Annotated in this window: 16 protein-coding genes and 1 pseudogene; 8 read left to right on the top strand and 9 right to left on the bottom strand. The window is 54.8% G+C overall.

Annotation, left to right across the window (positions count from 1 at the left end; all coding sequences use genetic code 11):
- Positions 1-50 precede the first annotated feature (50 nt).
- A complete protein-coding gene (locus GTU79_RS01670; protein WP_203524350.1) occupies positions 51-896 on the bottom strand; it encodes a fumarylacetoacetate hydrolase family protein in 846 nt (281 codons plus the stop codon).
- Between the two features lie 742 nt (positions 897-1,638).
- Here GTU79_RS01670 and GTU79_RS01665 point away from each other — a divergent pair.
- The 8 genes from GTU79_RS01665 (at position 1,639) to tssG (ending at position 12,796) form a co-directional block, all read left to right on the top strand.
- On the top strand, positions 1,639-2,268 hold the full coding sequence (locus tag GTU79_RS01665; RefSeq protein ID WP_203524351.1) for a two component system response regulator: 630 nt from the start codon (positions 1,639-1,641) through the stop codon (positions 2,266-2,268).
- A 194-nt stretch (positions 2,269-2,462) separates the two neighbouring features.
- Complete coding sequence (locus GTU79_RS01660) at positions 2,463-4,943, top strand: type VI secretion system Vgr family protein (RefSeq protein ID WP_214513654.1); 2,481 nt, start codon at positions 2,463-2,465, stop codon at positions 4,941-4,943.
- A 60-nt stretch (positions 4,944-5,003) separates the two neighbouring features.
- Complete coding sequence (locus tag GTU79_RS01655; protein WP_203524353.1) at positions 5,004-7,535, top strand: DUF2169 family type VI secretion system accessory protein; 2,532 nt, start codon at positions 5,004-5,006, stop codon at positions 7,533-7,535.
- Positions 7,532-8,593, top strand: a complete 1,062-nt coding sequence (locus GTU79_RS01650) for a pentapeptide repeat-containing protein (RefSeq protein WP_203524354.1) — start codon at positions 7,532-7,534, stop codon at positions 8,591-8,593. Before GTU79_RS01655 ends, GTU79_RS01650 begins: the two co-directional genes overlap by 4 nt.
- A gap of 42 nt (positions 8,594-8,635) precedes the next feature.
- Positions 8,636-9,268, top strand: a complete 633-nt coding sequence (locus GTU79_RS01645; protein WP_203524355.1) for a DUF3540 domain-containing protein — start codon at positions 8,636-8,638, stop codon at positions 9,266-9,268.
- Between the two features lie 25 nt (positions 9,269-9,293).
- Positions 9,294-9,839, top strand: a complete 546-nt coding sequence (gene tssE / locus GTU79_RS01640) for a type VI secretion system baseplate subunit TssE (protein ID WP_203524356.1) — start codon at positions 9,294-9,296, stop codon at positions 9,837-9,839.
- 3 nt (positions 9,840-9,842) lie between these two features.
- A complete protein-coding gene (gene tssF / locus GTU79_RS01635) occupies positions 9,843-11,678 on the top strand; it encodes a type VI secretion system baseplate subunit TssF (RefSeq protein WP_203524357.1) in 1,836 nt (611 codons plus the stop codon).
- Entirely contained in the window at positions 11,675-12,796 is a 1,122-nt protein-coding gene (gene tssG, locus GTU79_RS01630) for a type VI secretion system baseplate subunit TssG (protein ID WP_203524358.1), read from the top strand. The genes tssF and tssG overlap by 4 nt, the downstream gene beginning before the upstream one ends.
- 36 nt (positions 12,797-12,832) lie before the next feature.
- On the opposite strand, the gene GTU79_RS01625 is transcribed toward tssG, so the two are convergent.
- The 8 genes and pseudogenes from GTU79_RS01625 to tssJ form a co-directional block, all read right to left on the bottom strand.
- Positions 12,833-13,342: an Hcp family type VI secretion system effector gene (locus tag GTU79_RS01625; RefSeq protein WP_203524359.1), complete on the bottom strand. Its 510-nt coding sequence runs from the start codon at positions 13,340-13,342 to the stop codon at positions 12,833-12,835.
- A 2-nt stretch (positions 13,343-13,344) separates the two neighbouring features.
- On the bottom strand, positions 13,345-14,799 hold the full coding sequence (gene tssC / locus GTU79_RS01620; protein ID WP_253073617.1) for a type VI secretion system contractile sheath large subunit: 1,455 nt from the start codon (positions 14,797-14,799) through the stop codon (positions 13,345-13,347).
- Between the two features lie 120 nt (positions 14,800-14,919).
- Positions 14,920-15,336 (bottom strand): annotated as a pseudogene (gene tssB / locus GTU79_RS30015) (type VI secretion system contractile sheath small subunit); the annotation flags it as partial.
- 214 nt (positions 15,337-15,550) lie between these two features.
- Positions 15,551-16,552: a type VI secretion system protein TssA gene (tssA, locus tag GTU79_RS01615; protein ID WP_203524360.1), complete on the bottom strand. Its 1,002-nt coding sequence runs from the start codon at positions 16,550-16,552 to the stop codon at positions 15,551-15,553.
- Entirely contained in the window at positions 16,549-20,115 is a 3,567-nt protein-coding gene (tssM, locus tag GTU79_RS01610; RefSeq protein ID WP_203524361.1) for a type VI secretion system membrane subunit TssM, read from the bottom strand. The genes tssA and tssM overlap by 4 nt, the downstream gene beginning before the upstream one ends.
- 3 nt (positions 20,116-20,118) lie before the next feature.
- Complete coding sequence (gene icmH, locus GTU79_RS01605) at positions 20,119-21,318, bottom strand: type IVB secretion system protein IcmH/DotU (protein WP_253073471.1); 1,200 nt, start codon at positions 21,316-21,318, stop codon at positions 20,119-20,121.
- A complete protein-coding gene (gene tssK, locus GTU79_RS01600; protein ID WP_203524363.1) occupies positions 21,315-22,667 on the bottom strand; it encodes a type VI secretion system baseplate subunit TssK in 1,353 nt (450 codons plus the stop codon). The genes icmH and tssK overlap by 4 nt, the downstream gene beginning before the upstream one ends.
- Positions 22,668-22,729: 62 nt before the next feature.
- Positions 22,730-23,290, bottom strand: coding sequence for a type VI secretion system lipoprotein TssJ (tssJ, locus tag GTU79_RS01595; protein WP_214513653.1), 561 nt, complete (start codon positions 23,288-23,290; stop codon positions 22,730-22,732).
- Between the last annotated feature and the right edge of the window lie 42 nt (positions 23,291-23,332).

Here is a 23,332-nt window from a genome sequence, read left to right as displayed (position 1 = left end):
GACCCGGCATGGGCCGCCATGCCGGGATTCACTACCTAAAATCTATCTGTTCAGGCCTGGATCGTTTTTAAACGCTGTTCACCCAATCCCTCGACGCCCAGACGCATGGTTTGACCCGCCCGCAGGAATACGGCCTGTGGCCTTTGCCCCATGCCCACGCCCGGGGGCGTGCCGGTGGCGATGATATCGCCGGATTGCAAGCTCATAAACCGGCTCAGATAACTGATAATGTGCCTGACGCCGAAAATCATCGTACCGGTATTCCCGTTCTGGTAACGCTTGCCGTCCACCTCCAGCCATAAATTCAACGCCTGGGGATCGGGAATTTCATCCGCGGTCACCAGCCAGGGACCGATGGGCCCGAAGGTATCGCAACCCTTGCCCTTATCCCAGGTGCCGCCCCGTTCGATTTGCCATTCGCGTTCGGAAATATCGTTTACCACACAATAACCGGCCACATGATTCATGGCGTCCTGCTCGCTGATATAGCGGCCCCCTTGGCCAATAACGACGCCCAGTTCCACCTCCCAGTCGGTTTTCATCGATTGCCGTGGAATTTGCACCTCATCGTTCGGCCCGATAATCGCGCTGGTCCATTTATTGAATACGATAGGTTCACCGGGGATCGCCGCGCCGGTTTCCGCGGCATGGTCCGCATAGTTAAGGCCAATGCAGATAAATTTACCCACGCCGCCGACGCAAGGTCCCAGCCTGGGTTCGCCGCCCACCAGCGGCAACTGCTGGATATCCAGTCCACGGAGCACATTAAGGGAGGCCGGCAATAATGCGGTACCGCCCACATCCCGCACATACTTATCGAGACTGCGTAATTTACCCTGACTATCCAGTATGCCGGGACGCTCTTCGCCTGGCAGGCCATAACGCAATAATTTCATTAGTAGCTCCCCATCTTGCCATCGTTTTTGACATCGTTCTTGCCCTCACTAAGAAATCCAAGAGTAAAACCGCATATGCCCTCCGGGACCACCGTTTTTTTATTGAAACCGATAAGTAATACAATCATGAGCGTCTTTTGACAACATCGGCAAGCCGGCCTGGTGTTTCAAAGAGTAAGCTTAATGGTACAGAAATGTTGTAGACCCGAGATCGGATGTCTTGGTTGCGTCCGGTCACTATTCATCATGAACAGTGACCGGACGCAACCAAGTGGCTACTCAGTAAAAATAGAATTTTAAACAACCTATTTCAACGTCAAGCTTTACCATGGTTCTTATTTGACGAGAAGGAGAGTAAAGCGTCAATGCGCCAAGCTCTTTAAACTTGTCTTGCTTCAAGTTGCAGGGCGTTGCCGCCTTCCTGCAAATAGAATTATTCAGGGTATAGAATAGCGCATGAGAGAAAAGGGTCATTACGATTGTACCATTCCTAAACAGAATGGAAATATTAAGTGCGCTGATGAAATTTATGCTTGATTTATAAGTAAGTTAAAATATGATCACATTTTATAATTATACAGTGAGAATTTTATAGACAATCATATTTCCAACGCCCGCGGTATTAATGGTCAATGCATACTCTCTTTTCTTGTGGCAAAAAATTAGCGTTTAGGGGAGGAACTATTCTGGTTTTTTGGTACAAGCCATAATCTACTATTTAGAAATAATCATTAGGAAAAGTATGTATAAAATATTAATAATCGATGATCACGAATTGATTATCCATGGCATCGACTTATTGCTGCGGCCTTTTCCGCATTTCCAGGTGGTCGGTTCCACGCATAACGGGCTATCCGCCTATCCACTCTGTCGCGAAACCCGGCCGGATATCATCATCCTGGACTTGGGGCTACCGGGTATGGAGGGGCAGGATGTCTTGGTGCAATTAATGCGCCGCTGGCCGGCGATACGCGTGGTGGTTTATACCGCACGACAGGGCGAACATCATGCCGCCAAGGTAATAAGCCTCGGGGCCGCGGGTTTTGTCTCGAAAATGAGCCCGGCGCGGCGGCTGTTGGAAGCCATCGAAATCGTTGCCGCCGGAAAACGCTATATCGACCCCATATTGAATCACAGCCGGCTCGGCCGCCTGCTGGACGATCCGGCGAATGACGCGCTATCCCTAACCCCGAGGGAACGCCAGGTATTAAAACAAATCGCGGAAGGCGCCGGTAACCAGTCAATTGCCAGCACCCTTTCCATAAGCCCGAAAACCGTTGAAACCCATCGACTTAATATCATGCGTAAACTGGATGTACATAAAGCCACCGAACTTGTCCTCTGGTCTCATCGTCTAGGTTTGGTGGAGTAATCTCTTTTGGCGAAGGCCATGGGGACGTTGGTTAAGAAATTGGCATATTGGCCTGATATATCCTGTAAACACCTTATACACATTGAGGCGGAATTCCATTACCCTAGCGTCTAATCAGCAACAGACCTGCGTTTAGTAAAGCTAAGCCAGGCGCCGAACATTATTATTATCAATGAATGGATTGAGGAATCGTAGTGGCTTACAAAATCATTAATCGCATTATCATTGATAATGAATGCCCGACGGATTTGGTATTCAAGCAGCTCGTTGGGGAAGAACGCCTTTCGGCGCTATTTCTTTTTGAGGTGGAATGCCTGAGCCTGCGCATTGATATGGATATGGAAACCCTGCTAGGCAAGGATATGGCGCTGGAAATAGCCTGCACCGAAGGGGAATCGCGTTATCTTCATGGTCATATATGCCACGTTGAATTCAGCGGCCGTGATTCGCAAACAGAAAAATATAACCTCTATAGGTTTTTTTTGCGCCCCGCGCTGTGGTATCTGACCATGAATCGGGATTGCCGTATCTGGCAAGGGTATACCTTGCCGGATATTATCATGTCCGTATTGGCGGAATATCATTTTAGCGTAGAAAACCTGCTGTGCTGCAGCTACCAACCCCATGAGAATTGTGTTCAGTACCAGGAAAGCGCCTTCGATTTCATCAGCCGTCTGATGGAGCACGAAGGCATCTATTATTATTTCAAGCATCATGCTGCCGGGCACGTTATGGTGTTATGCGATGCGCCGCAGGCCCACGGTCCTTTTCCCGGCTATGAAACCATCGCTTACGAACAACCGGGATTTGGCGTGACCGAGCTGGGGGAAGGCATTCGGCGCTGGTCGATGTCTCATCGAATCACCCCCGAATTATGCTCTCTCGACGACTACGATTTTCGCAAGCCACGCGCGCAATTGCTGGAGGTGTGCCGGAACAAGGCCTCCTTCGCCGCCCTTAAAACCGGTGTCTTCGATTGGCCCGGCCGCTATCAGGATAACCGGCACGGACAGTTTTTGGCGCAAATCCGGCAGCAGGCGCTGGAGGCCGGCCAGCAAACCATGTCCGGCCTGGCAACGGCCCGCGGTATGGCGCCCGGTTTTACCTTTACCTTGCTCAACTTTCCTCGCCCGGCAGTCATGGCCGGCTATCTGATAACCGGCATGCGATATCGCCTGCGGGATTTTCGTTTTCAGAACGGCGTTTCCTCATCGGTATCCTCGCCGGAGGAAGCCCGCGCCGAATTTGTCGCGGACGTCGAGGCGGTTCCCGCCGAGGTGACCTGGCGACCGGCCCGCGTCACGCCCTGGCCGAAAACCCATGGACCGCAAACCGCCGAGGTTACCGGTCCGCGGGGCCAGAGCATCTGGACTGATAAATATGGACGGGTCAAACTCAGGTTTCGCTGGGACAGGCACGGCGCCGGCGATGACACCGGTTCATGCTGGGTCAGGGTATCAAGCGGCTGGGCCGGGTGGAAGTACGGCAGCCAGCAGGTGCCCAGGGTGGGAGAAGAGGTGATCGTCGATTTTATTAACGGCGATCCGGATCGGCCGATTGTCACCGGCCGGGTTTATAATGAAGAAGCGCTCCCGCCTTGGGAACTGCCGGCGCACGCCACGAGAATGGGAATGATGAGCCGCAGTAAAGCCGGCGGGCGGGACAATGCCAGCTACCTGTATCTGGAGGATTCCCCCGGACAGGAAACCTTTGCTATGCACGCCGAACGGGACATGACGATATCCGTCGAGGGTGATCAGCATAACGATACCGACGGCAATCTGACGCAACGGATAACCGGCCGCACCTCATCGTCCCACCACGGCCCCTGCGACACGCTGAAAGCGGGGCCAGATCGGCAAACCTTTTTACTGGGTAAAACCGGTATTATCGCCGGCGGCGGCCGAGCCGATATCATCAATGGCGGTGACTTCCGGCAGGTCCAGGGGCATAGCGAGCGCATCGTCAGCAACACCATTCGTCAGCATGCCGGTGAAACCATCAGTCAGTACGCCGGCGACTGTCTTATGTTTGAAGCCGCGAACAAGATTATCTATGGCGAAAGCCTGTTGGCCGACCAGGAAAATAAAGGGAATAACGCATTAACCACCTGCCGGACCGGAAGTGTTCCTGACGGGCAGCCCGTGCCTCTTCGTCTCTCAGCCGTCCGGCCGGGTGATGAACGGCAACCGATCCATATTCTTTATGTCAAAAGCAAACTGACCGCTATTCGGGGAGGCGATAAACTCACCGTGGAGAAAGACCGGGACATCCGGATAAAAGGGGACGCCAGCAGGCATATCGACGGGAAATGCGATGAGTACGCGAAAAAAGATTTTTCGATATGCTCGGACGCCGCCATCACTCTTTGCAGCGCGGGGGAAATGCGTATCTCCGCGGATTCACTGGTTCACAACGTCCAAAAGAACATCGAAACCCATTCCATGAATAGTGTGCATGTCGCCTGCACGGCTGAAAACATCAATCAGATCAATATCGCGATGTCGCAAATGTCCATGCAAACCGATAATCTGGTTATGTCCACCAAAATGGTCAATATAGCCAATACCGCCATGCAAATGGAAACTATCGGCATCAACATCACTCAAGGTCAAATGGATATTCGGACCGCCTTATTAAACCTGAACACCAGCGTCCTCACCCTATTTATCTGAACCGCCACCTTTGCCGCGCTCTATAGCCATAGTCCGGGAACACCCACAAGGCTCATGTCCATGAAAATAATCAAACCGTTACGCTTGGGGATACTGCATCGCCCCTGGCAATGGCAAGGCGAAAACCGGTTGGGTATAGCCGTCCTGGCGCTGACCGACATGAGCGCCGTGCCCAAGATACGGCCCGAGCCGGAATTATGGCAATTGGCGGCGCAAGAACTCACCGGCAACGCGGCGATGGTGGATATGGCACTTCCCAAACCCTGCGCCGAATTTTTGGCTACCGGTTATGCCTATACGCACCATCAGGCACAAAAAAACGTCTGTCTGGCAACTATCCGGGTGGCGGAAAAGGAAAAAAGCCTGCTGGCATTTGGCGAACGTTATTGGGTAAACGGCTATCCCTCGCCTGCTCGCCCCTTCGAAAAACTGCGTCTGGATTGGGAAAATGCCTATGGCGGCGAACATGTAGCGGAGAATCCTCTCGGCATGGGCGCCGCGCCGGTCATGCATGAGGGGCATCACTACCACCCGCTGCCCCGCATCGAGCATCCCGGGCACCCACTCGGCCCGCTGCGGCACAAAACACCGCCCTGTGGTTTCGGTCCCCTGGACTTTACCTGGCCCAGGCAATTCGGACGGATCGGCAAAAAATACGACAGCCAATGGCTAAAGCAAGATTTTCCGGGGTACGCCCGCGATATTGATTGGCATCTGTTCAACCGCGCCGAGCCGGATCAATGGTGGCCGCAGCAAAGCGCCTTACCTCTAGAGGCCGAATGGCGTATCGGCAATATGCATCCCGACAAAGCAGTACAGCAAGGGCGCCTGCCGCCGTGGCAAGCTCGCTGTTTTATTCAGCGCGCCGGCACGCCGGGCCAGAGTCCGGAAGAAATTACCCTGCGGGCGACCACGCTGTGGTTTTTCCCGCACCTGCAAAAAATGCTGTTGATATGGCATGGTTGTTGCGCAATAGATCAGGACGATGCGGCGGATGTGCGGCAACTGACGGCGGCGATGGAATTGTCTCGGGAAGCCCGTCCTCCGGAGCACTATCATGAGGTCATCCATCGCCGTGAAAAAAAGGATACCGGCGCGGCACATGCCCTGCGTGACCAGGACTTAATGGCTGAAAGCCTGATCGCTCCCTGGCTGGATACCGACATGCGACAGCAAGAAAGTCCCTGGCGGGAAAATCTTGCGCGGCGGGAACAGCAGCGGCGCGGGCAAGTACAGGTTTCGACCGCCGACAGCCCGGACTTGGGGACGTTTTCAACGCCGCCTCCCCCTCCCGCGTTGGATAATTTACCGGCTTTTATGGCCGATATGCAACAGCAGGCAACCGGATATCAACAACAGGCACGGCAAAAAGCCGCCGCCATGGCGGCACATGCAGATATTAACGATGAACCCGCCACCGGGCCGGCGCATTATTATCGCCTGTTGCAATTAAGCCAATCCGCTGCGGCAAGCGCGGAACCCCCGCTAACCGGCATCTCTCACGAAGCCGGCCCACGACAGGGATTGCATCAAATGTACCGGCTCTCCGCCGATACCCGCCCGCCGGCGCCCCCCCTCGCCGATGAGCATTCACTGAACCTGCGCCGGCAGGTGCAGGCCGTTATGGAGACCACCCGGGATTTTCGCCATCAGGATTTTAGCGGCGCCGATCTGCGCTCCATGGATTTAAGACGAGGGGATTTTCGCCAAGCGTTGCTGGAGAGCGCCAAACTGGACGGATGTCTGCTGGACGATGCCGATCTCGGCGAAGCCATGTTGGCCCATGCCTCTCTTTGCAACGTTTCGCTGAATAACGCCCGACTTGACGATGCCTGCCTGACCGGCGCGGTGTGTCAACAGAGCCGGTTCACCGCCGCAAGTCTACAGCGCGTATTGGTGCAACAGACGACCTTCAGCCATTGTGATTTCCAGCAGGCGAAGATTGACGGCATATTGTTTCACCACACCCGGCTCAATGACTGCCGATTTCATCAGGCGGTCATGGAGAATTGCGTTTTTTTGGCGGTTCATCTTGAGCGAATGGATTTCAGTCATGGCCGGCTGGCAAAAATGACCTTTCTTGACGGCAGCCTGGAACGGGTAAACTTTGACACCGCGACATTGACGGATTGTTCGTTTATCCATATGGCGCTGGATAACGTTCGCTGCCGAAAAAGCCGACTGACTGATTGTGTTTTTACCGGTGAAACCCGCGCCCGCCGGGCCGATTTTAGCCATGGGCGGCTGTCAGGCTGTAATTTTCGCCAAATCGCCCTGGCGGGGGCGGATTTTTCCCGGGCGAGGGCTGAGGGGTGTGATTTTAGCGCAGCGAATCTTACCGGCGGACAGCTTATCGCCATGGACGCCCGCGGCTGCCTGTTTGTCCGCACCGATTTTACCGACGCACGGCTCAACCAGGCCAATCTCACCGGCGCGCTGCTACAGAAATGCCGGTTAGCCGGCGCCGATTTGCGCGCCGCCAACCTCTTTCGCGCCGACCTGTCGTTATCCGTCGCTGATGAGCGGACCCGCTGGCAGCAGGCTTACACATTGCAATGCAAAACCCTGCCCCGTAAGAAAGGGAAATCATGAATACAACCCTTTCTCCCTTAGCGTTACAACAAAAAATTCGTCAGGGAGAAATCATTGAATCGCTCATTTTAAACAACGATTCCCTTATTGGCGTCCGCCTGGCCGGCGCGGTATTTATCGATGTGGTGTTTGACCGGGTGGTGTTCAGCCAACATCATCTAGACGACTGCATGTTTGACCGATGCCGACTGGATCAAGGAGATTTTCACCTCGGCACCCTCACCCGATGCCGGTTTAACCATTGCTCCCTCGATCGGGCGCTGTTCACCGGATGCAGGCTAGAGAACAATCTGTTTAATCATTGTTCTCTGCAGGGCAGCCGATGGCGCGAGGCATCGCTTACCGGCTGCCATCTGCTGCAAAGTGACTTGAAACAGGCGTTTTTTGACCGGACCGCGCTTAATACCGTAACCCTCTTTAAAACCCCGCTGCCGCAGGGGATGCTGCAAGATTGTCAGGTGACGCTCTGCACAATATTTGACCTCAGTTTGCGTTCAACCCGCTTCACCGGCAACCGTTTTGAACGCTGCGTGTTTTTCAACTGCGATCATCGCGGCAATGATTACCGCGAGCAACAATTTATAAGCTGCCAGTTTAACGACAGCCGGATGGACGGCGTGGATTTCAGCCGGTCCATATTGACGCAAAGCAGCTTCAGCGGCGCCTCGCTCAAAGGCGCTTGCCTGGAGGGTATTCAGGGGGATAGGGCTTTGTTTATCGGCAGCGATCTTCAGGACGCCGCCTGCCGGAACAGCCGGTTTAATCAGGGGCAGTTTATCCGCGCTCAACTGCAGCGGGCGGATTTTTCCCACAGCACGCTGGTTCAGTGTCTGTTCCATCACGCCAGCCTGAACTGTAGCCGCCTGTTCGCCTGCGATCTGACCTATGCGGATTTCAGCCGGGCGGATCTGGGCGAATGCGATCTGCGGGAGGCAATATTCAAACGCACCCTGCTGCATCGGGCCAACCAAAGGCAGGCCGCGTTTTCACAGCGCCAGGGGCTAGTGGAGCAAGACGACGCGCTGTACGCGGCTGAACAATGGAGCGAAAAAACATAAGCCGAAATACCGTCAACTTTAATCACGTATTACTGAGGCACTATGCTTAATCAAGAAAAACATTGTACCCCGGCGGTGACCCCGCCCGCCCAGGCGGTGGGACAGGTTGTCAATTTACTGCCGGATGGTTTTTTCATTGTGAAACACCGGCAGCGCGGCTGGCAATGCCGACTGGCCGCCAGTTGCCTGTTGGTACCCCAAGCCGGCGATGAAGTGCTGATTGCCGGTAACGGGCAGCAGCTATGGTTGCTGGCGATACTGACCCGGGCCGACCGTTACCGGCCTTTTTCACTCAGCGTTGACGGCGATCTGCACATCACCCCGCAGGGAACGCTGACTCTCGCAAGCGCGGATAAGCTGGCCCTGCATAGCCAGACCCTCGACATCGACGCCCGCCGTGGGGATTGCCGCATCGACTCGTTGCACTATCGCGGCAATGCCTTATCGGCTTGGGTCGGAAACGGCTCCATCGTCGGCCGCTGTTTGGAATCGGTTTGGGAAACGGTGGTCTCCATCAGCCAGCGGCTACTGCGGAAAGTCACGCAAACCGAGCATGTCCGGGTCGGTCAATGGGATTGCGAGGCGGAGGATTATGCCCGCCTGCACGGCAAGCACCTGCTAATGACCTCCGACGCCATCACCAAGCTGGACGCCGAACAAATCCATGTCGGCTAGCCGGCGACCTCAAGGTAAGATTATCATGCTAACATGGGCAGACCACACCCTATCACCGCCGGGCGGAAACCGGGCGACATACGCCCCACAACAACAGAAATTACCGATGCTGCTGGAGCGGCTGACCGATGACCGGCCGGGACATGCCGATGAAGCCTGGGATAGCCAGGATATTTCCCGGCAACACCTGCAAGCATCGATCCTGACGAACCTGCAAATCCTGTTGAATTGTACCCGGCCGTTGTCTTTACCGCCAGGTCAGGACAAAAAACATATCTGCAGCAGTACCCTGAATTTCGGCATGCCGCCGCTGGCGGGTAAAGTGATATCGGAAATACAGCGGCAGGATATCGCCGCCGACATCAAGACCGCGATCATGCGTTTTGAACCGCGGATTATAGCCACCGGGCTGCGGATTAACAGCCACCCGCCTTCCCTGTCCGTCTCGCCGCAGATTTTATCATTCACTCTTCAGGGATTCTTCCACTGGCGGCCTGACCATGTCGAGTTTCTCTTTTACAGTCATATGGATTTGGAAACCGGCCACGTCAGGCTGGGCGAAAAAGGATAGGGCATGGATAATCGAATGCTGGAGTATTACAACCGCGAATTAGCCTGGCTGCGTGAAATGGGAACGGAATTTGCCCGGCAGTATCCCAAAGTGGCTGGAAGACTGGGAATGAGCGGCGATGAAGCAGCCGATCCTTACGTCGAACGGCTGCTGGAAGGATTCGCCTTCCTGACGTCTCGCATTCAAATGAAAATGGATGCGCAATTCCCCCATTTTTCCGGCCAATTATTGAACATGCTATACCCGAATTATCTTGCCGGGATCCCGTCCATGGCCATCGTCGAGCTGCAGCCGGATGCCGGCAAAGGCGACATTAGCCAGGGATTCGTCGTGCCCCGCGGCACCGTTATGGATGCCCGGGCGCTGAAGTATAAAGGCATCACCTGCCGCTATCGCACCGCCCATGATGTGACGCTCCAGCCCTTGCAGATCCGGGATGTTACCCTTGGGGGCCTACCGGCGGGTCTTTCCCCCGCGGCGGACGGGGCCGGGGAGGCGCTCAGCGCGTTACGTATCAGACTGAGCTGTTTTGATAATGTCTGCCTTGAGCAGATGCAGTGCAATCATCTGATGTTTTATCTCAGTGCGGGAGATGTGCAGGCGCAGCAATTGCTGGAATTGATTATGCAGCATACCCTGGGCGTATTGTGCCAAACCGGTGGTTTTTCGCCGCAAAACCTGCGTTTGGACGCCGGCGCGCTGCATCATGAAGGATTTGACATCAATCAGGCGCTGCTGCCGCCGGACGAGCGCAATCTGGACGGTTACCGCCTGGTACAGGAATATTTTTATTTTCCGCCCCGCTTCCGGTTTTTCAGTATCCACGGATTACAGCCCTTGCTGGCGCGGGGCGGAAAACAGCGGCAACTGGATATTATACTGTTGCTGGATAAAGCCGAACCGGAGCTGGAGTGCAGGGTCAATGCGGATCATCTGGCGCTGCACTGTACGCCGGTAATCAATTTATTCCCCCGGACCGCCGAGCGGATCGTGCTCAATGAACGGCAGCCCGATTATCATTTGGTGGTGGACCGGCTCCGACCCAGAGATTACGAAATCTACTCGGTACTGAAACTGCACGGCAGCGGTCATCAGGGAGACAACGGTTACCAACGTCTGTTCAAACCGATCTATTCCGTCCAGCGCGATGATTGCCCTCATGACGCCGGCTACTTTTCTTTACGCCGGGAGCAGATACCCTGGCCCGCCGGTGACGGCTACAGCGGCTCGGAAGTGTTTATTGCTCTGGCCGATGAAGCACATCCTCCTTGGCATAACGATTTAAAGTTTTTGAGTGCCGAGGTTTTGTGCTCGAATCGCCAACTGCCTTTGCAATACGGACCGGCGGATGCAGACGGATTTGTGCTGCAGGATTCCGTGCCGATACAGCGGATTCGGCTACGCAATGGCCCCAGCGCGCCTAGGCCGGCGCAGGCACAAAACAATGCCTGCTGGCAGTTGATCAATCAACTGCAACTTAATTATTTCAGTCTGATGGATGGTGATGAAAGCGGCGGTGCTTTGCGGCGCCTGCTCAATACTCATGCCGAACAGGCCGGCGCCGGACAGCACATTGCCGGTATCCGTGGCTGCCGCCTGGAGCCCTGCCATCGATTGATGGCGCCGCCCGCCATGTATGCCCGCGGTATAAGCATACAGCTTATGGTGGACGAGCAGGCTTTTTCCGGAGCGAGCTCCTGGCTGCTGGGCAGCGTGCTGTCCCGTCTGTTCGCACGGTTGGCGACCATCAACAGTTTTACCGAGACTCGGCTCATCTCGGTGCAACGCGGCGCCATTGGTTTTTGGCCGGCACAGGCGGGGGGGAGAACCCCTTTATGAAGATCAACTGCTTGCGACGGCTTTGCCCCGCCCCACACTATCGCCGGTTGCCGGTAAAACAGGCAGCCGGCCCGTACCGCACGGCCCCGTGCGGGGAGAACGATGACTGGATGGCGCGCGCGGAACAGCCCTGGCGCTACGATCTCTTTCAGTTATTGCGCCGGGTGGACGCAGAAGCCGGCGCGCATTATCCCCTGGGCCGCGCTCCCCTGCCGCGTCATGAGCCGGTGAGAATGGGTCAGCGACCCTCGCTGGGATTTGCCTCCGCCGCCATTGCCGCCATTTCACCCATGTCGGACAGTCGGCGGCGGCGTATCGATATCCATGGATTCGGCCTGTTCGGCCCAAACGGGCCGCTACCGTTACATATCACGGAATATGCCTATCAGCGCCGGCGACAATACAAGGATACCAGTCTGGCCGCTTTTGCCGATATATTTCATCATCGGCTGATTTTATTGTTTTACCGTGCCTGGGCGGACGCTCAGCACTGTGTTTCATTCGACAGACCGGATAACCGGCGATTCGATCATTACGCCGCCTGTCTGCTCGGACTGGGTCATATCGCCGGGCACGGCGATATGCCGGGTTTACCGTCACGTTATTTCATGGCTGGGCATCTGACACGTCATCCCCGCAATGCCGCGGGGCTGGCGAGTATTATTCGCCACTCGTTTTCCGTACCGGTCCACATCCATGAAAACCTGTTTCACTGGCTGGCCCTGCCGAGAGCAACACAATTACGGCTGCAGAAGCGCGGCGCGCCCGCGCTGGGTAAACGCTGTTGCCTCGGGACTGCGATTGCGGACAGGCAATGCAAATTTCAGTTGGTCATCGGACCGTTGTCCTGGCGGACGTATCGGCAATTGCTGCCCTCCGCCCCTAACGGGGAGCCCTGCCGCACCGGCAGGCTCGCCGAGCTGCGGCGCTGGGTGGCGCACTATGCCGGTATCGAATATATCTGGGAGCTCAAGCTGGTGCTGGCGAAAGAACACTATCGGGGCTGCGTATTGGGCCGCCGGCACCCACTGGGGCAAGGATGCTGGCTGGGGCTGAATAGCGGCCATTCCAATCGGGATGATTTTTATTTTTGCCCCGAGCCCTTCTTGAATGTGTAACGCCGGGGACGGAAGAGACCCGGCCCCGGCGGTCACTTATTGGGTATTTCCCTTCACATCCCAGTTAAAGGTGACCTGCGGCCCCGGACTGCCGTTTTCGTCCTGCTCATGGTAATTAACCTCTACCAGCGAGGGGGAAAAGCGGTAGATAACGCCGATATCCCCTTTGCTCAAGGCCCCGCCGTCAATACCGTCATCCCCGGAATGCGTCCCGATTTCAATACCGCTCAACATCACGGTTTTTAGTATGATGTGCAAATACTCGTCCTGCTCGCTGCCGGCTTTACACATCACGACGCTGACGGTTTTCAGCCTCTTGCCTTCCGCGCCCAGAGTCATTAGCGTCGGCATAGCTTTGTCCATGCGGGCGAATACCTCCAGATCCCTGACCACCAGCCGGCCGCAACCGCCGCCGCCGCCCACGCCGGCCTCAGTGGGCTGCCTCAATTGCCAGCGGAAGGTCTGTACATCTATCCACCCCTTGTGCCTGGAATCTTTGGCTTCGCCGGTCACACCATCCACCTGGAGATAAAGACTATTATGCATGATCAGTTCCCCTTACCGGCTTGCTTAAGCGAGGGCAGTTTCGATACCAGCCGCAACGATACCGTCAGGCCTTCCAATTGATAATGCGGTCGCAGGAAGAACTTGGCCTGATAATAACCCGGGTTGTCCTCTAGCTCGCACACCTCCACTTCCGCCGCCGCCAAGGGCCGGCGCGCTTTGGTTTTTTGCGAGGAATTGGCCGGATCCCCATCCACATAATTAATGATCCATTTGTTCAGCCAGCGCTCCATTTCATCGCGGGTTTGGAAAGACCCTACCTTATCGCGAACAATGCATTTCAGATAATGAGCAAACCGGCAACAGGCAAACAGATAAGGCAAACGGGCGGCCAGATTGGCATTGGCGGTGGCATCGGCATCGTCATATTCAGCTGGTTTCTGCAGCGATTGCGCACCGATAAACGCGGCGAAATCCGAATTTTTTCGATAGACCAGCGGCATAAATCCGTTTTTCGCCAGCTCAGCTTCGCGGCGATCGGTAATGGCGATTTCCGTCGGACACTTGATATCCAGCCCGCCATCATCGGTGGGAAAAGTATGGCAAAGCAAATTATCCACCGCACCGCCGGATTCCACTCCGCGGATAGAGGTACACCAACCGTACTCCCTGAAGGAACGGTTAATATTCACCGCCATGGCGTAAGCAGCGTTGCTCCAGACATAATTGCCGTGCGTCGGCCCGTCGGTCTGCTCTTCAAACAGGAAAGCATCCACCGGATGGGTACGGATGCCGTAAGGCAACCGCGCCAGTACTCGGGGCAGCACCAGGCCCAAATAGCGGGCATCCTCGGATTCCCGCAGCATGCGCCAGGCGGCATATTCGGTGTTGAGGAATATTTTGCTTAAATCCCGGGGATTGGACAGCTCCTGCCAGGACTCCATCTGCATCACGCCGGGGGACGCGCCGCTAATAAAAGGGCAATGGGCGGCGGCGGCGATTTTGGCCATTTCTCCCAATAATTCGGTATCCGGAGGGCTATGGTCAAAATAATAGTCACCCACCAGGCAGCCGAGAGGTTCGCCGCCAAACTGGCCGTACTCTTCTTCATATATCCGTTTGAAGAGCGGGCTTTGATCCCAGCTGGCGCCTTTATAACGCTTTAACGCCTGACTGAGTTCCTGTTTGCTGATATTCAGCACACGGATTTTCAGCATGTCGCTGCTTTCGGTGTTACTCACCAGATAATGCAGTCCGCGCCATGCGCCTTCCAGTTTCTGAAAGTCAGGGTGGTGCAAAATCACATTAATTTGCCGAGATAATTTTTCATCAATGGCCGAGATCAACCCCTGAATGGCGCTAAAGGCATTATTGGTCACGGGCAGTTGGTTTTCCAGCACCTGCTGCGCAAGGGTTTTAACCGCCTGCGCCACCGCGCTCTGGGCCTGGTCGGTTTTTGGACGAAACGCTTCATACAGGCGGACATGGCACACGCGCAGTTCATCATGTCCATCATGTGCCGCTGCCGCAACGTCCTCAGGCACCGCCGGCGCGCCGGCGATCAGCTGAAGTAACGCGCTATCCGGCAAGATAGACGCTATCAGATCTTCCGCACCGTGCTTACCATCCATATAAGAAAGCAAATTCGACAAATGGATGTGGGCTTCCAGCAGGCGGTTCAGAGGGTCGATCTGGCGTGCCACGGCATCCGGCAAAAAACTGTCCATATGCGTGAAATCCAGCATTACCGACAGTTCACCCTCTCCGGTCAGGGTATTTATTACCTGGAAACTCACTCCGGGCTTAAAGGATTTCATACGATCGTTGAAATTGTCCGTATCTATATCCAGAAATCGGCGTTCATCGATACGCGGCGCCGGCTGACGGGATTGTCCGGCTAAATCCGCCATGACCCCCATCACAAACGGCAACTGCACTTTTCGCTCCGAACCGTAAAGTTCAACGTCATATTCAATTTGAACGCGCGGCGCGCGATTGCGGGAAATAAATTTCTGTGCGCCGGTAGATTTATCCATATTTTTTCAACTCCATGACAAAATATTCGATCATTATTATGACCATTATAATGCATAATATTCTTATGCTTATTTCTATCAACAAATTTAAAGGCGACGATATACAAACATCTTGTTTATCACTGATGATGACCGAATAATAAAATAGCCTTTTCTGTCGCATATCTGTTCATATTTTAAAGACGCCAACATTATTACTGGCGTGAATATGAATTTATTGAGGTTTATTGGTACAACCAAAAAAATATTCTAATTGCGTTACCGCCTCGGGGGCTAAATTGCCGACGATGGCCAGAAAATCCTGGTTCATTAACTGCTGCACCCTGGCTATCATTAAAGGCGCCGGGTGGCCGGGCTCAAAACTCATGAAATAGCGTTTCACATTTTCCAGCGCCCTGCAGGCCTCATCCCGAGTATATATTGCCGCATGTTCGACGGGCGCCGGCATCCGCTCGATATGGCTCGCGGGCGCTGTTCCTGGATGGGCGGCCGCTGCGGGCGATAAGATGGCGGTCGCGACTGGTGGCGCCAGGACGTTTAACGCCGCCAATAATGATGACATTTCCGGTAACGCACTATCCCCCAGACGGTGGCGTAAGATATCCAAGATACGTTCGCAGGCAGCAATCGCCACGGGGATACAGTGCCCCTGCGGACTCATCCCTTGATGAATATCGCTCAGTAACCGGACCGGGCCTCCGGGATATTTCTCTTCCATTCCGCTGCGGTTTTCCAGGGTTGACACCGTTTCCCAAAGTGTCAGGCCGCTGCCGCCGGCACGTATAAACGGGCTTTGCCGCACCAGCCGCGCCAGGGTGAATTCATCACCCAGTTCCCGCAGGGCGTTAATCCGCATAAAAGGATCATCTTCCTCCCCTTGCCGCAGCAGAGGGAATAACGGCTCCCAAAATCGCGTCAAGGCTTCGCCAATCAGCGCCAGACCATCCGCATAACCGGACAGCCCGCGTTGCGCCGTCCATGACTGGGCCAGCGGCAGCATAATCCTCAGATCCTTGCTCTTGTCCAGCAGGCGCAAGGCAAGATTTTCCACTTGCCGCCAGTCCGGTTCCTGCGCTGCGATAAGCGTATTGCCAAACTGCTGTTCCTGTTTGCCGCCCGACAGTTGCATCATGCGCAAAAAATCCGCTTCATATTCCATATTGACGCCGCAAGGGGCGTCGGCACTGATGGGCGTTAATAATGTCTCGATATTCACAGTGTCTCCTGTTGGAAAATACTGCCGACGTTCGGTAATATAAAAGGATTGCGCATACTGTCGGCGGCGATTTCAAGCGTGGCTTTCTGTTCTTCGATAATAAAGGTCACCCGGCCGACGGGATGATTGTCCTCCCAGCGAACATGACCGGCGTCCAGCAGCCGGTGGAAAGCCCAGGGTCCTTTCATAACAAGGGTTTTTACCTGACCGTCGCTCGATGTCATGGTTAAACGTGCACTGCCCGTCTGTTCCGGTCCGGGCCAGTTCATATGATAAGGGGTGGAGGGGCCGTGGTTGTATTCAAAGGACTGACCGTCAATATCCAGCGCCAGGCTGAGGATCCGGTTATCCATCTCCAGCGGTCGCAGGGTAAATGAAAAGGCGGGGGCCGCGTCGCCTTGACGAAAAAACGCATCGCGAATATACGCGGCGTCCCGAAAAAAAGTCAGCAGCAGGGTATCGTCACGGGCGTCTTCTTCTCTCACCCAAGGGAAAAATCGCCAATTTTCGTCACGGGTATTCACTTTATCCGCCAAATAGCGCTGATAAAAACGATCCGCCAAACCGGTACCGGGGGCGAACATATATGCTATATCACCGTGACTCGCTTCTTTCCGGCAGTTCGGCGCCAAGGGGAAGCGGTCTGCGAGGGAAAAGTGGTAATATCCGCCTATTTGTCCGGCAAAAAGCCGGTGCAGCCGTTGCACGGTCTCGCGGTGGGTATCGCGATGGGCTTCCTTCGCCAGGGAAAGCAGCAGATGGCGAAACGGGGTTGGCAGGCGCATGGCATTGGCCTGGAGTTGAGTCGGCATCTCCGCGGGCGCAATCGGCAACTCTTGATCGCGCAGGGCGGCAAGATAGTGATAAAGGCCGCCCAATTGCCGCACTATGTCGTCGAATACCGTTCTATTGCCGTTGGCCGGCTGCGGGCGGGCGAGATCGATAATATCCCGGTAGTGGTTTCTGACCATCCGTTCCGGCGTCTGGTCAGACTGCTCCTCCGGCTTGTCGGTAAAGAGCCGGTGGAACATGCACATGGCTTCAGCTCTGAAATCTCCCTCCAGGTTTTTCAGCGGTTCATCGGTTTGAGGGGCCGGTAGCGAAACAATCCGGTCGAGATTGATCAGGAGCTCGCGCAACGGTGAACGATCGCCGGACATGACAAGGACCTGATTAATGCGTTGCGGCAGCGTTGTCGTTTGTTTCAAATCGATATCGGCGAGGAAGTCGTCCCAATGCTGAATAAAATCAGTCATATACAGGTAACGAACCCGGCTAGCAAACGTTTTGCTCCCTTGCTCAGCCAACTGATTCAATACCCAGCTATCCCGGACCCGCAAAGCTTCCACCTCATCCGCGATCAGCGGATTTAATCCCAGCCAGTAACCGCGGGGGGTGAAAAAGCCGGGGACGGAAGCTCGGTCTGCCGGACCGCTTTTACGCACCAATACGCCCTCCCCTTCGGCGGCAAGATCTGCTAGATTGACCGCGGCGAACCGGCTGTCATTCAACAGGTTTTTTTTGAGCCGGGAGTATACGCGCTGAGGCAGGGATATTTGCTGAACAGCATTTTGTTTCTCCCGCACTAACTGCGAATCCCTGGCATAGGGTGAACGCAACGGCGGCCCGTTGACCAGCCGGGAAAGGTGCCGCACAAGGTGCGCGCGCCGCTCTTCTCCGAGCGTGATGACTTCCGGCATCGACGGCAAGGTTGCGATTAGCCAAGCCAGTAAGAATTCACCGTCATAGTGCTGTGGTTCATACAGCATTTGATAAGCGGCTAAAGCCTGATAGACAAACTCGGCGTCGGTTGCATTCGCCTGATATAACATCTGGGTGATGTGTTGCGCCACCAGGGGGAGCAGCAGGCGTTTCAACGCGTGCAGATAAACAATTTCGCCGGCGTTACCAAACAGTGTGCCGCTATACATCCCCATACGGTAATTCAGCGGCGGATGGCTGAGGTCGAACTGCTCGTGCCGGGTCAACTGCCGCACATCATCGAGAAAAGGCAGCAGGTTTGCCAGACCCGTCGTTGCCAAATCATTCAAACGCGCGCTTTGCTGTGCCAACGAGTGAATTCGCCCCTCCACCTGCGCCAGATAAAGCCGATTGTTATGGTAGCTGGTTGTAAACTCCGTCACCACGGCCCCCAGCAGAGCCAGCAGCAGGCCGCAGCCAGCGATGACCTGAAAACGGCGACGGCAGGCGGACCAAAAGTTCAGCCCCGCCAGACCGCCTTCAGCCAGGATCACATCACGGAATAACGCCTTGAGAAAATAGCTTTGCCTGGACGGCACACTATTTTTGACGCTATCCTCGAACGTCTCGTCCACGGCATAACCATAATCAAAAACAGTAGATTGACCAGGCGACGCAGACAATTTGCAACTGTGGTTTTTTTGATTGGCGCTGGTAAAAAACAGTCCGCGCAGCGCAATGTCGCCATCGCAATCGGATCCTGCGCACAGGGTGGACACATAACGCAACAATAAGGGGCGCAACGCGGCAAACGCCTGCGGAAAAGCCAAAATTTTCGCTCTCAGCCGGGGATCCCCCTCCGCCGCCAGCGTATCGGCCAAGGCGGCGTGCAAACGATATTGCAACCCGTCGTAACCTTCACCGAAGTCCGTCTGAAAACCGCTGTACTGCCCCCGGTCACACGGCCACTGAAAGGCCATGCCCCAATATTGTTCCAGCTCCGGTCCGTCGTACCGGCTGAAGTATTGGCTGAAACCGGCCAACCGGTCGGCTTTGGTGATCATCAAATAAAGAGGAAACCGGATATTGAAGCGCCGGCGCAATTCCAGCAGACGTTTACGCAGCAACACCGCCTGCCGATACAGCTCATCCGGTGATAGATGCAGCAAATCTTGTACGCTGACCGCCAGTACCACACCGTTAATCGGCTGGCGGGCGCGATAGCGGGTCAATAATCCCAGCATCAGCCGCCAAGATCCATTACCCTGGGCTAAATAATCGCTTGACGGGCTCACCAGTACGCCCTGCGATGTCAGATACCATTCACAGTGATTTGCCGAATTGTCCGCCGGAGATAAGCAATTTATTTGATGGAGGGAATGATGAAAGTCCAGGCCGGCATATTGCAGCGCCTTATCCTTGCCACTGCCCTCCATTCCCAGCACCAGATACCAGGGTAATTGGTACATATACTGCCGGCCGAGGCGTTGCGACCACCGGCGCAAAAACGTGCCGCCGCTGAAGTGATGATGTTTCAGCAGACGAACGGTGCGTTTAAAACTCTTCGCCAGCGACTGGTCTTCCGGCCGGCCGGCCGGTGAGGGCGTCTCAGAGCGGCTTAATCGGCGATATAAAGCCTGCTGCCGTCGGTGATGATAAATACGCGGCGCCAAGCTTGACAGCAGCCATACCGTGATAAGGATGCCGACGGTCAATCGGCGACTGACGATATCCGTCAACGGACGCATCTCGCCGAAGGCCAACAACGGCCCTGTAAACAGTACCAATAGGCATAAAGCCGCAACCACCACGCCGCTCCAAAATAAACGACTTGTTACCACTGACAAGAGCATTTTCAGCATGGTTTATTCCCTGCCCCCGTCTGCGGCGTTGAGCACCGTCAATGGAAAAACAATCTCTATCCGACGATTGATAGCCCGGTTTTTGGCCGTATTGTTCGGCAATAAGGGCGCGGCGTCGGCGGCGCTTTCCGCCAGCACCCGTTGCGACGGACGCAGCGAACAGCGCAATAGACGCGCCACCGCTTCCGCCCGTGCCAGGGATAATGCTTCATTGGACGGGTATTCCGGTGTGCGGATTTTTTGATTATCACTGTAACCCGTGACGATGATCGGACCGGAGTGCATTAGCATCAGCCGGGCCAATTGACTAATCACCGGTTTGTAACCGGCGTTGAGCCGCGCACGAGCAGAGCCGAACAGATCGCCGCCGCACAGTGAAATCACGATGTTCCCCTCCCGCAAGACAATGTCCATTTTTCCCGAGGCGATATCATCTTTGAAATGTTGCCGTAACGCGGCCAGGGATATGCCGCCAAAAGGGGGCTTGGCCTTGGGCAACGGCAACCCGTATAATTGTTCTTGCACCCGCTCGGCAACCCGCTCGAGACGTTGATTAAGCCAAATATAGGTGGTACTGGCGGCCAGACCGACAAGCAAGACGCTCAGCAGCAACAGTCCCGGCCGGCCGGCGCGCCGAGGAGTCACCGGAGAAAAAAGCGGCAGGCTTAACGGCGCGGCATACTCCCCTTTGGTTTTACGCAATTGCCGCGCCAAATCCAGGGTGATGATCTGGAGCCGGTAAATACCGTTTTCAATCACGCGGTAACGGCCGCCAAAACCCAACATTAAACAGAAATAAATGAGTTCCAGCAGATCGGTATGTTTGTCCGGTTGTTGGGACAGCGTATCCATAATCTGGAAAAATTTTTCGCCGCCGTGGGTTTCATTATGAAAAGTCAGCAACAGGCCGTTACCGGCCCAAATATCGCTTTTCCCCCATTCGGTCAGGGCTGCCGCTTCATCCAACGAGCTACATAGACAATAGCGAGCCCCATTGATCTCCTCATCAGACAAGCCGAGACGCTGGCAAGCCTGTTCAAAATGGCGCACCTCATTGATCATTGTTTGTCGCAGGGCGGCAAGATCAGGCGGCCCCGGGACAAAACGGAAATGTGCAATAGCATTCAAAATTGTAAAAGAGTTAATTAACAAATGGTTATAATGCGCCCCTGGCGTCGGGCTATATTCATTTGCCCCTATCATTTTCCGCCATCTCCCACGGAGGACCGGCGCCTGACGGCCCAAAAAGCGAGCGCTCGGTCGGAGAACTCACCGCCAAGATAGAAAGCGAAGGCGCCGGTTTTTTCAATCTCCGGCCATAACGGACCATGGTTATCCAATGCAATATATTGCCAGCCGTGCAGGCCAACGAGTTGCTTCGGCGCTTGCGTCATAACATTCAATGAAATCCCGGGCAGCTGCAACTGCACCACATCGTTTATCCGGCCGGTGGGGGCTATTTTAATCTGCGCCAGAAAATGGGCGAACTGCTCATCCGATCCGAAATCTCCCTGCACTGCCAAAATAAAATCAAAATTCCGCACCATTTCAGGATGGGGCAACGTGGCCACGCTTAAGCCCGGCATTTGATTAGTTAACGGCAAAGATATCGCATACTCCTCCCTGGCGATGAATAATCCCTGGCGTAATTTCAGCATCAGATTGGAAAAACAGCGTCCGGCATCCCGATGGTTATAACGTGGAATGTCGCCGTCAAAATAGTAAGGCGGATGACACACCGTCAGTTCAAGCGCCATGGACAACCAATGGGCAAACAGCCGCTCGGGATGCACTGAAGGTAACGCCGAAACGTGATCCAACTCAGCGCTGAAACGGTGAATCAGCGACTGCAGCATGAAATCCCGATAGATTTCCCGGTTACCGTCGCATTGCTGAATATAGCGGCTAAGTTGTCTCCGGCGCTGACGCAAGAGCCCTGCCAGTTCTTGTTTGAATCCCTGCAGTACCGTGCTGGCTCGACTATTCAACAACGGGGGAATATAGTCGGGATCCAGCGTGACGCTGCCATCCTGATGCACCGTTTTAATACGCACCGCCCCGAGCGATAGCCATTCGCCATTAAGCTCGCTTTCCGGCATCAACCGCAGCCGCAGCTTACCGCAGTACACCATTGCGCTGCCGGTGGAGAGCGCATTTGTGTCGATAACTTCCTTTTCAACCCCTAGATAACGCGCCAGCGAATCCGCCGAATCGGTGAAGGTCACCGATTCGCGTCCGGCACGCGTTATCGGCAGCGCCAGCAGGATGATCGCTCCGCCTTGATCGGCGCGGATATCCATGACCGCCGGCGCCGCGTCGGCGCCGGAAAAATGAAAAGCCGTACCGTCGGGGAACAGGCCTTCGGCACCGGCCAACGCGACTTTGCCGAACGCCAGCAGGCTCTCATCCACCGACAGGGAGGAAAAGCCCCAGATATAGGCGCCCTGTCGCAGACGCCGATGACAATCTTCCAGGTACTCTTCCGCCTGCTGAAAATGGTGCGGCCGCAAAAACATGCCTTCCATCCAAAGAACTTTCTGCACGTTTTTCATGGTTGCTCTCCTGAATTTACTTTGGTCCCGGTACGGCGGATGCGCACATTGCTGCTCATGGGTCATGGGAGCCGCAAGCCGTCGCGGGAAACTACAATAATCTGCTTGAAAGCATCGGCGTCATCGGGCCAAAACCGCCGCCATAACGGGGAGCGGTCCGCATCTTCCAAGGGCAGCAGAAATCGCCAATGCTGGTGCGCTATATGCTTGTACTCGGCAAAGATCCCGATAAATTTTGCCCCAGGCACAACCGTCAGGGTTTGTTCGGTGAGAGGTACATCAGGCAACAAAAAAAAATGTTTTTTATCCAAAAGCGCATTTGCAAGTTTTGTATTGATATCGCCCTGCAAATCAGCACAAATTGCTGACATAAATGCAGACCGATCGGTTAAAAGAAAGAGATGTATTTTTAACGGCGAACCGCCGTTTGCTTCGCCTTCAGCTACAAACGCCAGCGAATAACAACGGCCGGCAGGCTCCTCCTTAGCAGCACAACCGCCGAGGAGGAAAAAGCTGAGAAAAAAAATCATACGGAGCAAATGAAAACATTCAGCATGCGGTCTAAACGACAACGTCATAAACACTATCTCTGTAATACGGGGCGCACTAGCGGAAAAAGGCAAAATCGTTCCTGAATATTTCAATAGGAATTTTTTAAACGTTTG

The sequence above is a fragment of the Sodalis ligni genome (assembly GCF_016865525.2).
In the GTDB taxonomy this organism is placed as follows: Bacteria; Pseudomonadota; Gammaproteobacteria; order Enterobacterales; family Enterobacteriaceae; genus Acerihabitans; species Acerihabitans ligni.
The sequence above is the reverse complement of the archived record's forward strand: the minus strand, read 5'-3'. Positions and strand labels throughout refer to the sequence as shown.

Coding starts and splice junctions, on each gene's coding strand:
- tssF (WP_203524357.1), top strand. CDS start 9,843: ATGGATAATCGAATGCTGGAGTATTACAACCGCGAATTAGCCTGGCTG.
- GTU79_RS01625 (WP_203524359.1), bottom strand. CDS start 13,342: ATGCATAATAGTCTTTATCTCCAGGTGGATGGTGTGACCGGCGAAGCC.
- GTU79_RS01650 (WP_203524354.1), top strand. CDS start 7,532: ATGAATACAACCCTTTCTCCCTTAGCGTTACAACAAAAAATTCGTCAG.
- tssM (WP_203524361.1), bottom strand. CDS start 20,115: ATGCTGAAAATGCTCTTGTCAGTGGTAACAAGTCGTTTATTTTGGAGC.
- GTU79_RS01655 (WP_203524353.1), top strand. CDS start 5,004: ATGAAAATAATCAAACCGTTACGCTTGGGGATACTGCATCGCCCCTGG.
- tssE (WP_203524356.1), top strand. CDS start 9,294: ATGCTAACATGGGCAGACCACACCCTATCACCGCCGGGCGGAAACCGG.
- tssK (WP_203524363.1), bottom strand. CDS start 22,667: ATGAAAAACGTGCAGAAAGTTCTTTGGATGGAAGGCATGTTTTTGCGG.
- GTU79_RS01665 (WP_203524351.1), top strand. CDS start 1,639: ATGTATAAAATATTAATAATCGATGATCACGAATTGATTATCCATGGC.
- icmH (WP_253073471.1), bottom strand. CDS start 21,318: ATGATAGGGGCAAATGAATATAGCCCGACGCCAGGGGCGCATTATAAC.
- GTU79_RS01670 (WP_203524350.1), bottom strand. CDS start 896: ATGAAATTATTGCGTTATGGCCTGCCAGGCGAAGAGCGTCCCGGCATA.
- tssG (WP_203524358.1), top strand. CDS start 11,675: ATGAAGATCAACTGCTTGCGACGGCTTTGCCCCGCCCCACACTATCGC.
- GTU79_RS01645 (WP_203524355.1), top strand. CDS start 8,636: ATGCTTAATCAAGAAAAACATTGTACCCCGGCGGTGACCCCGCCCGCC.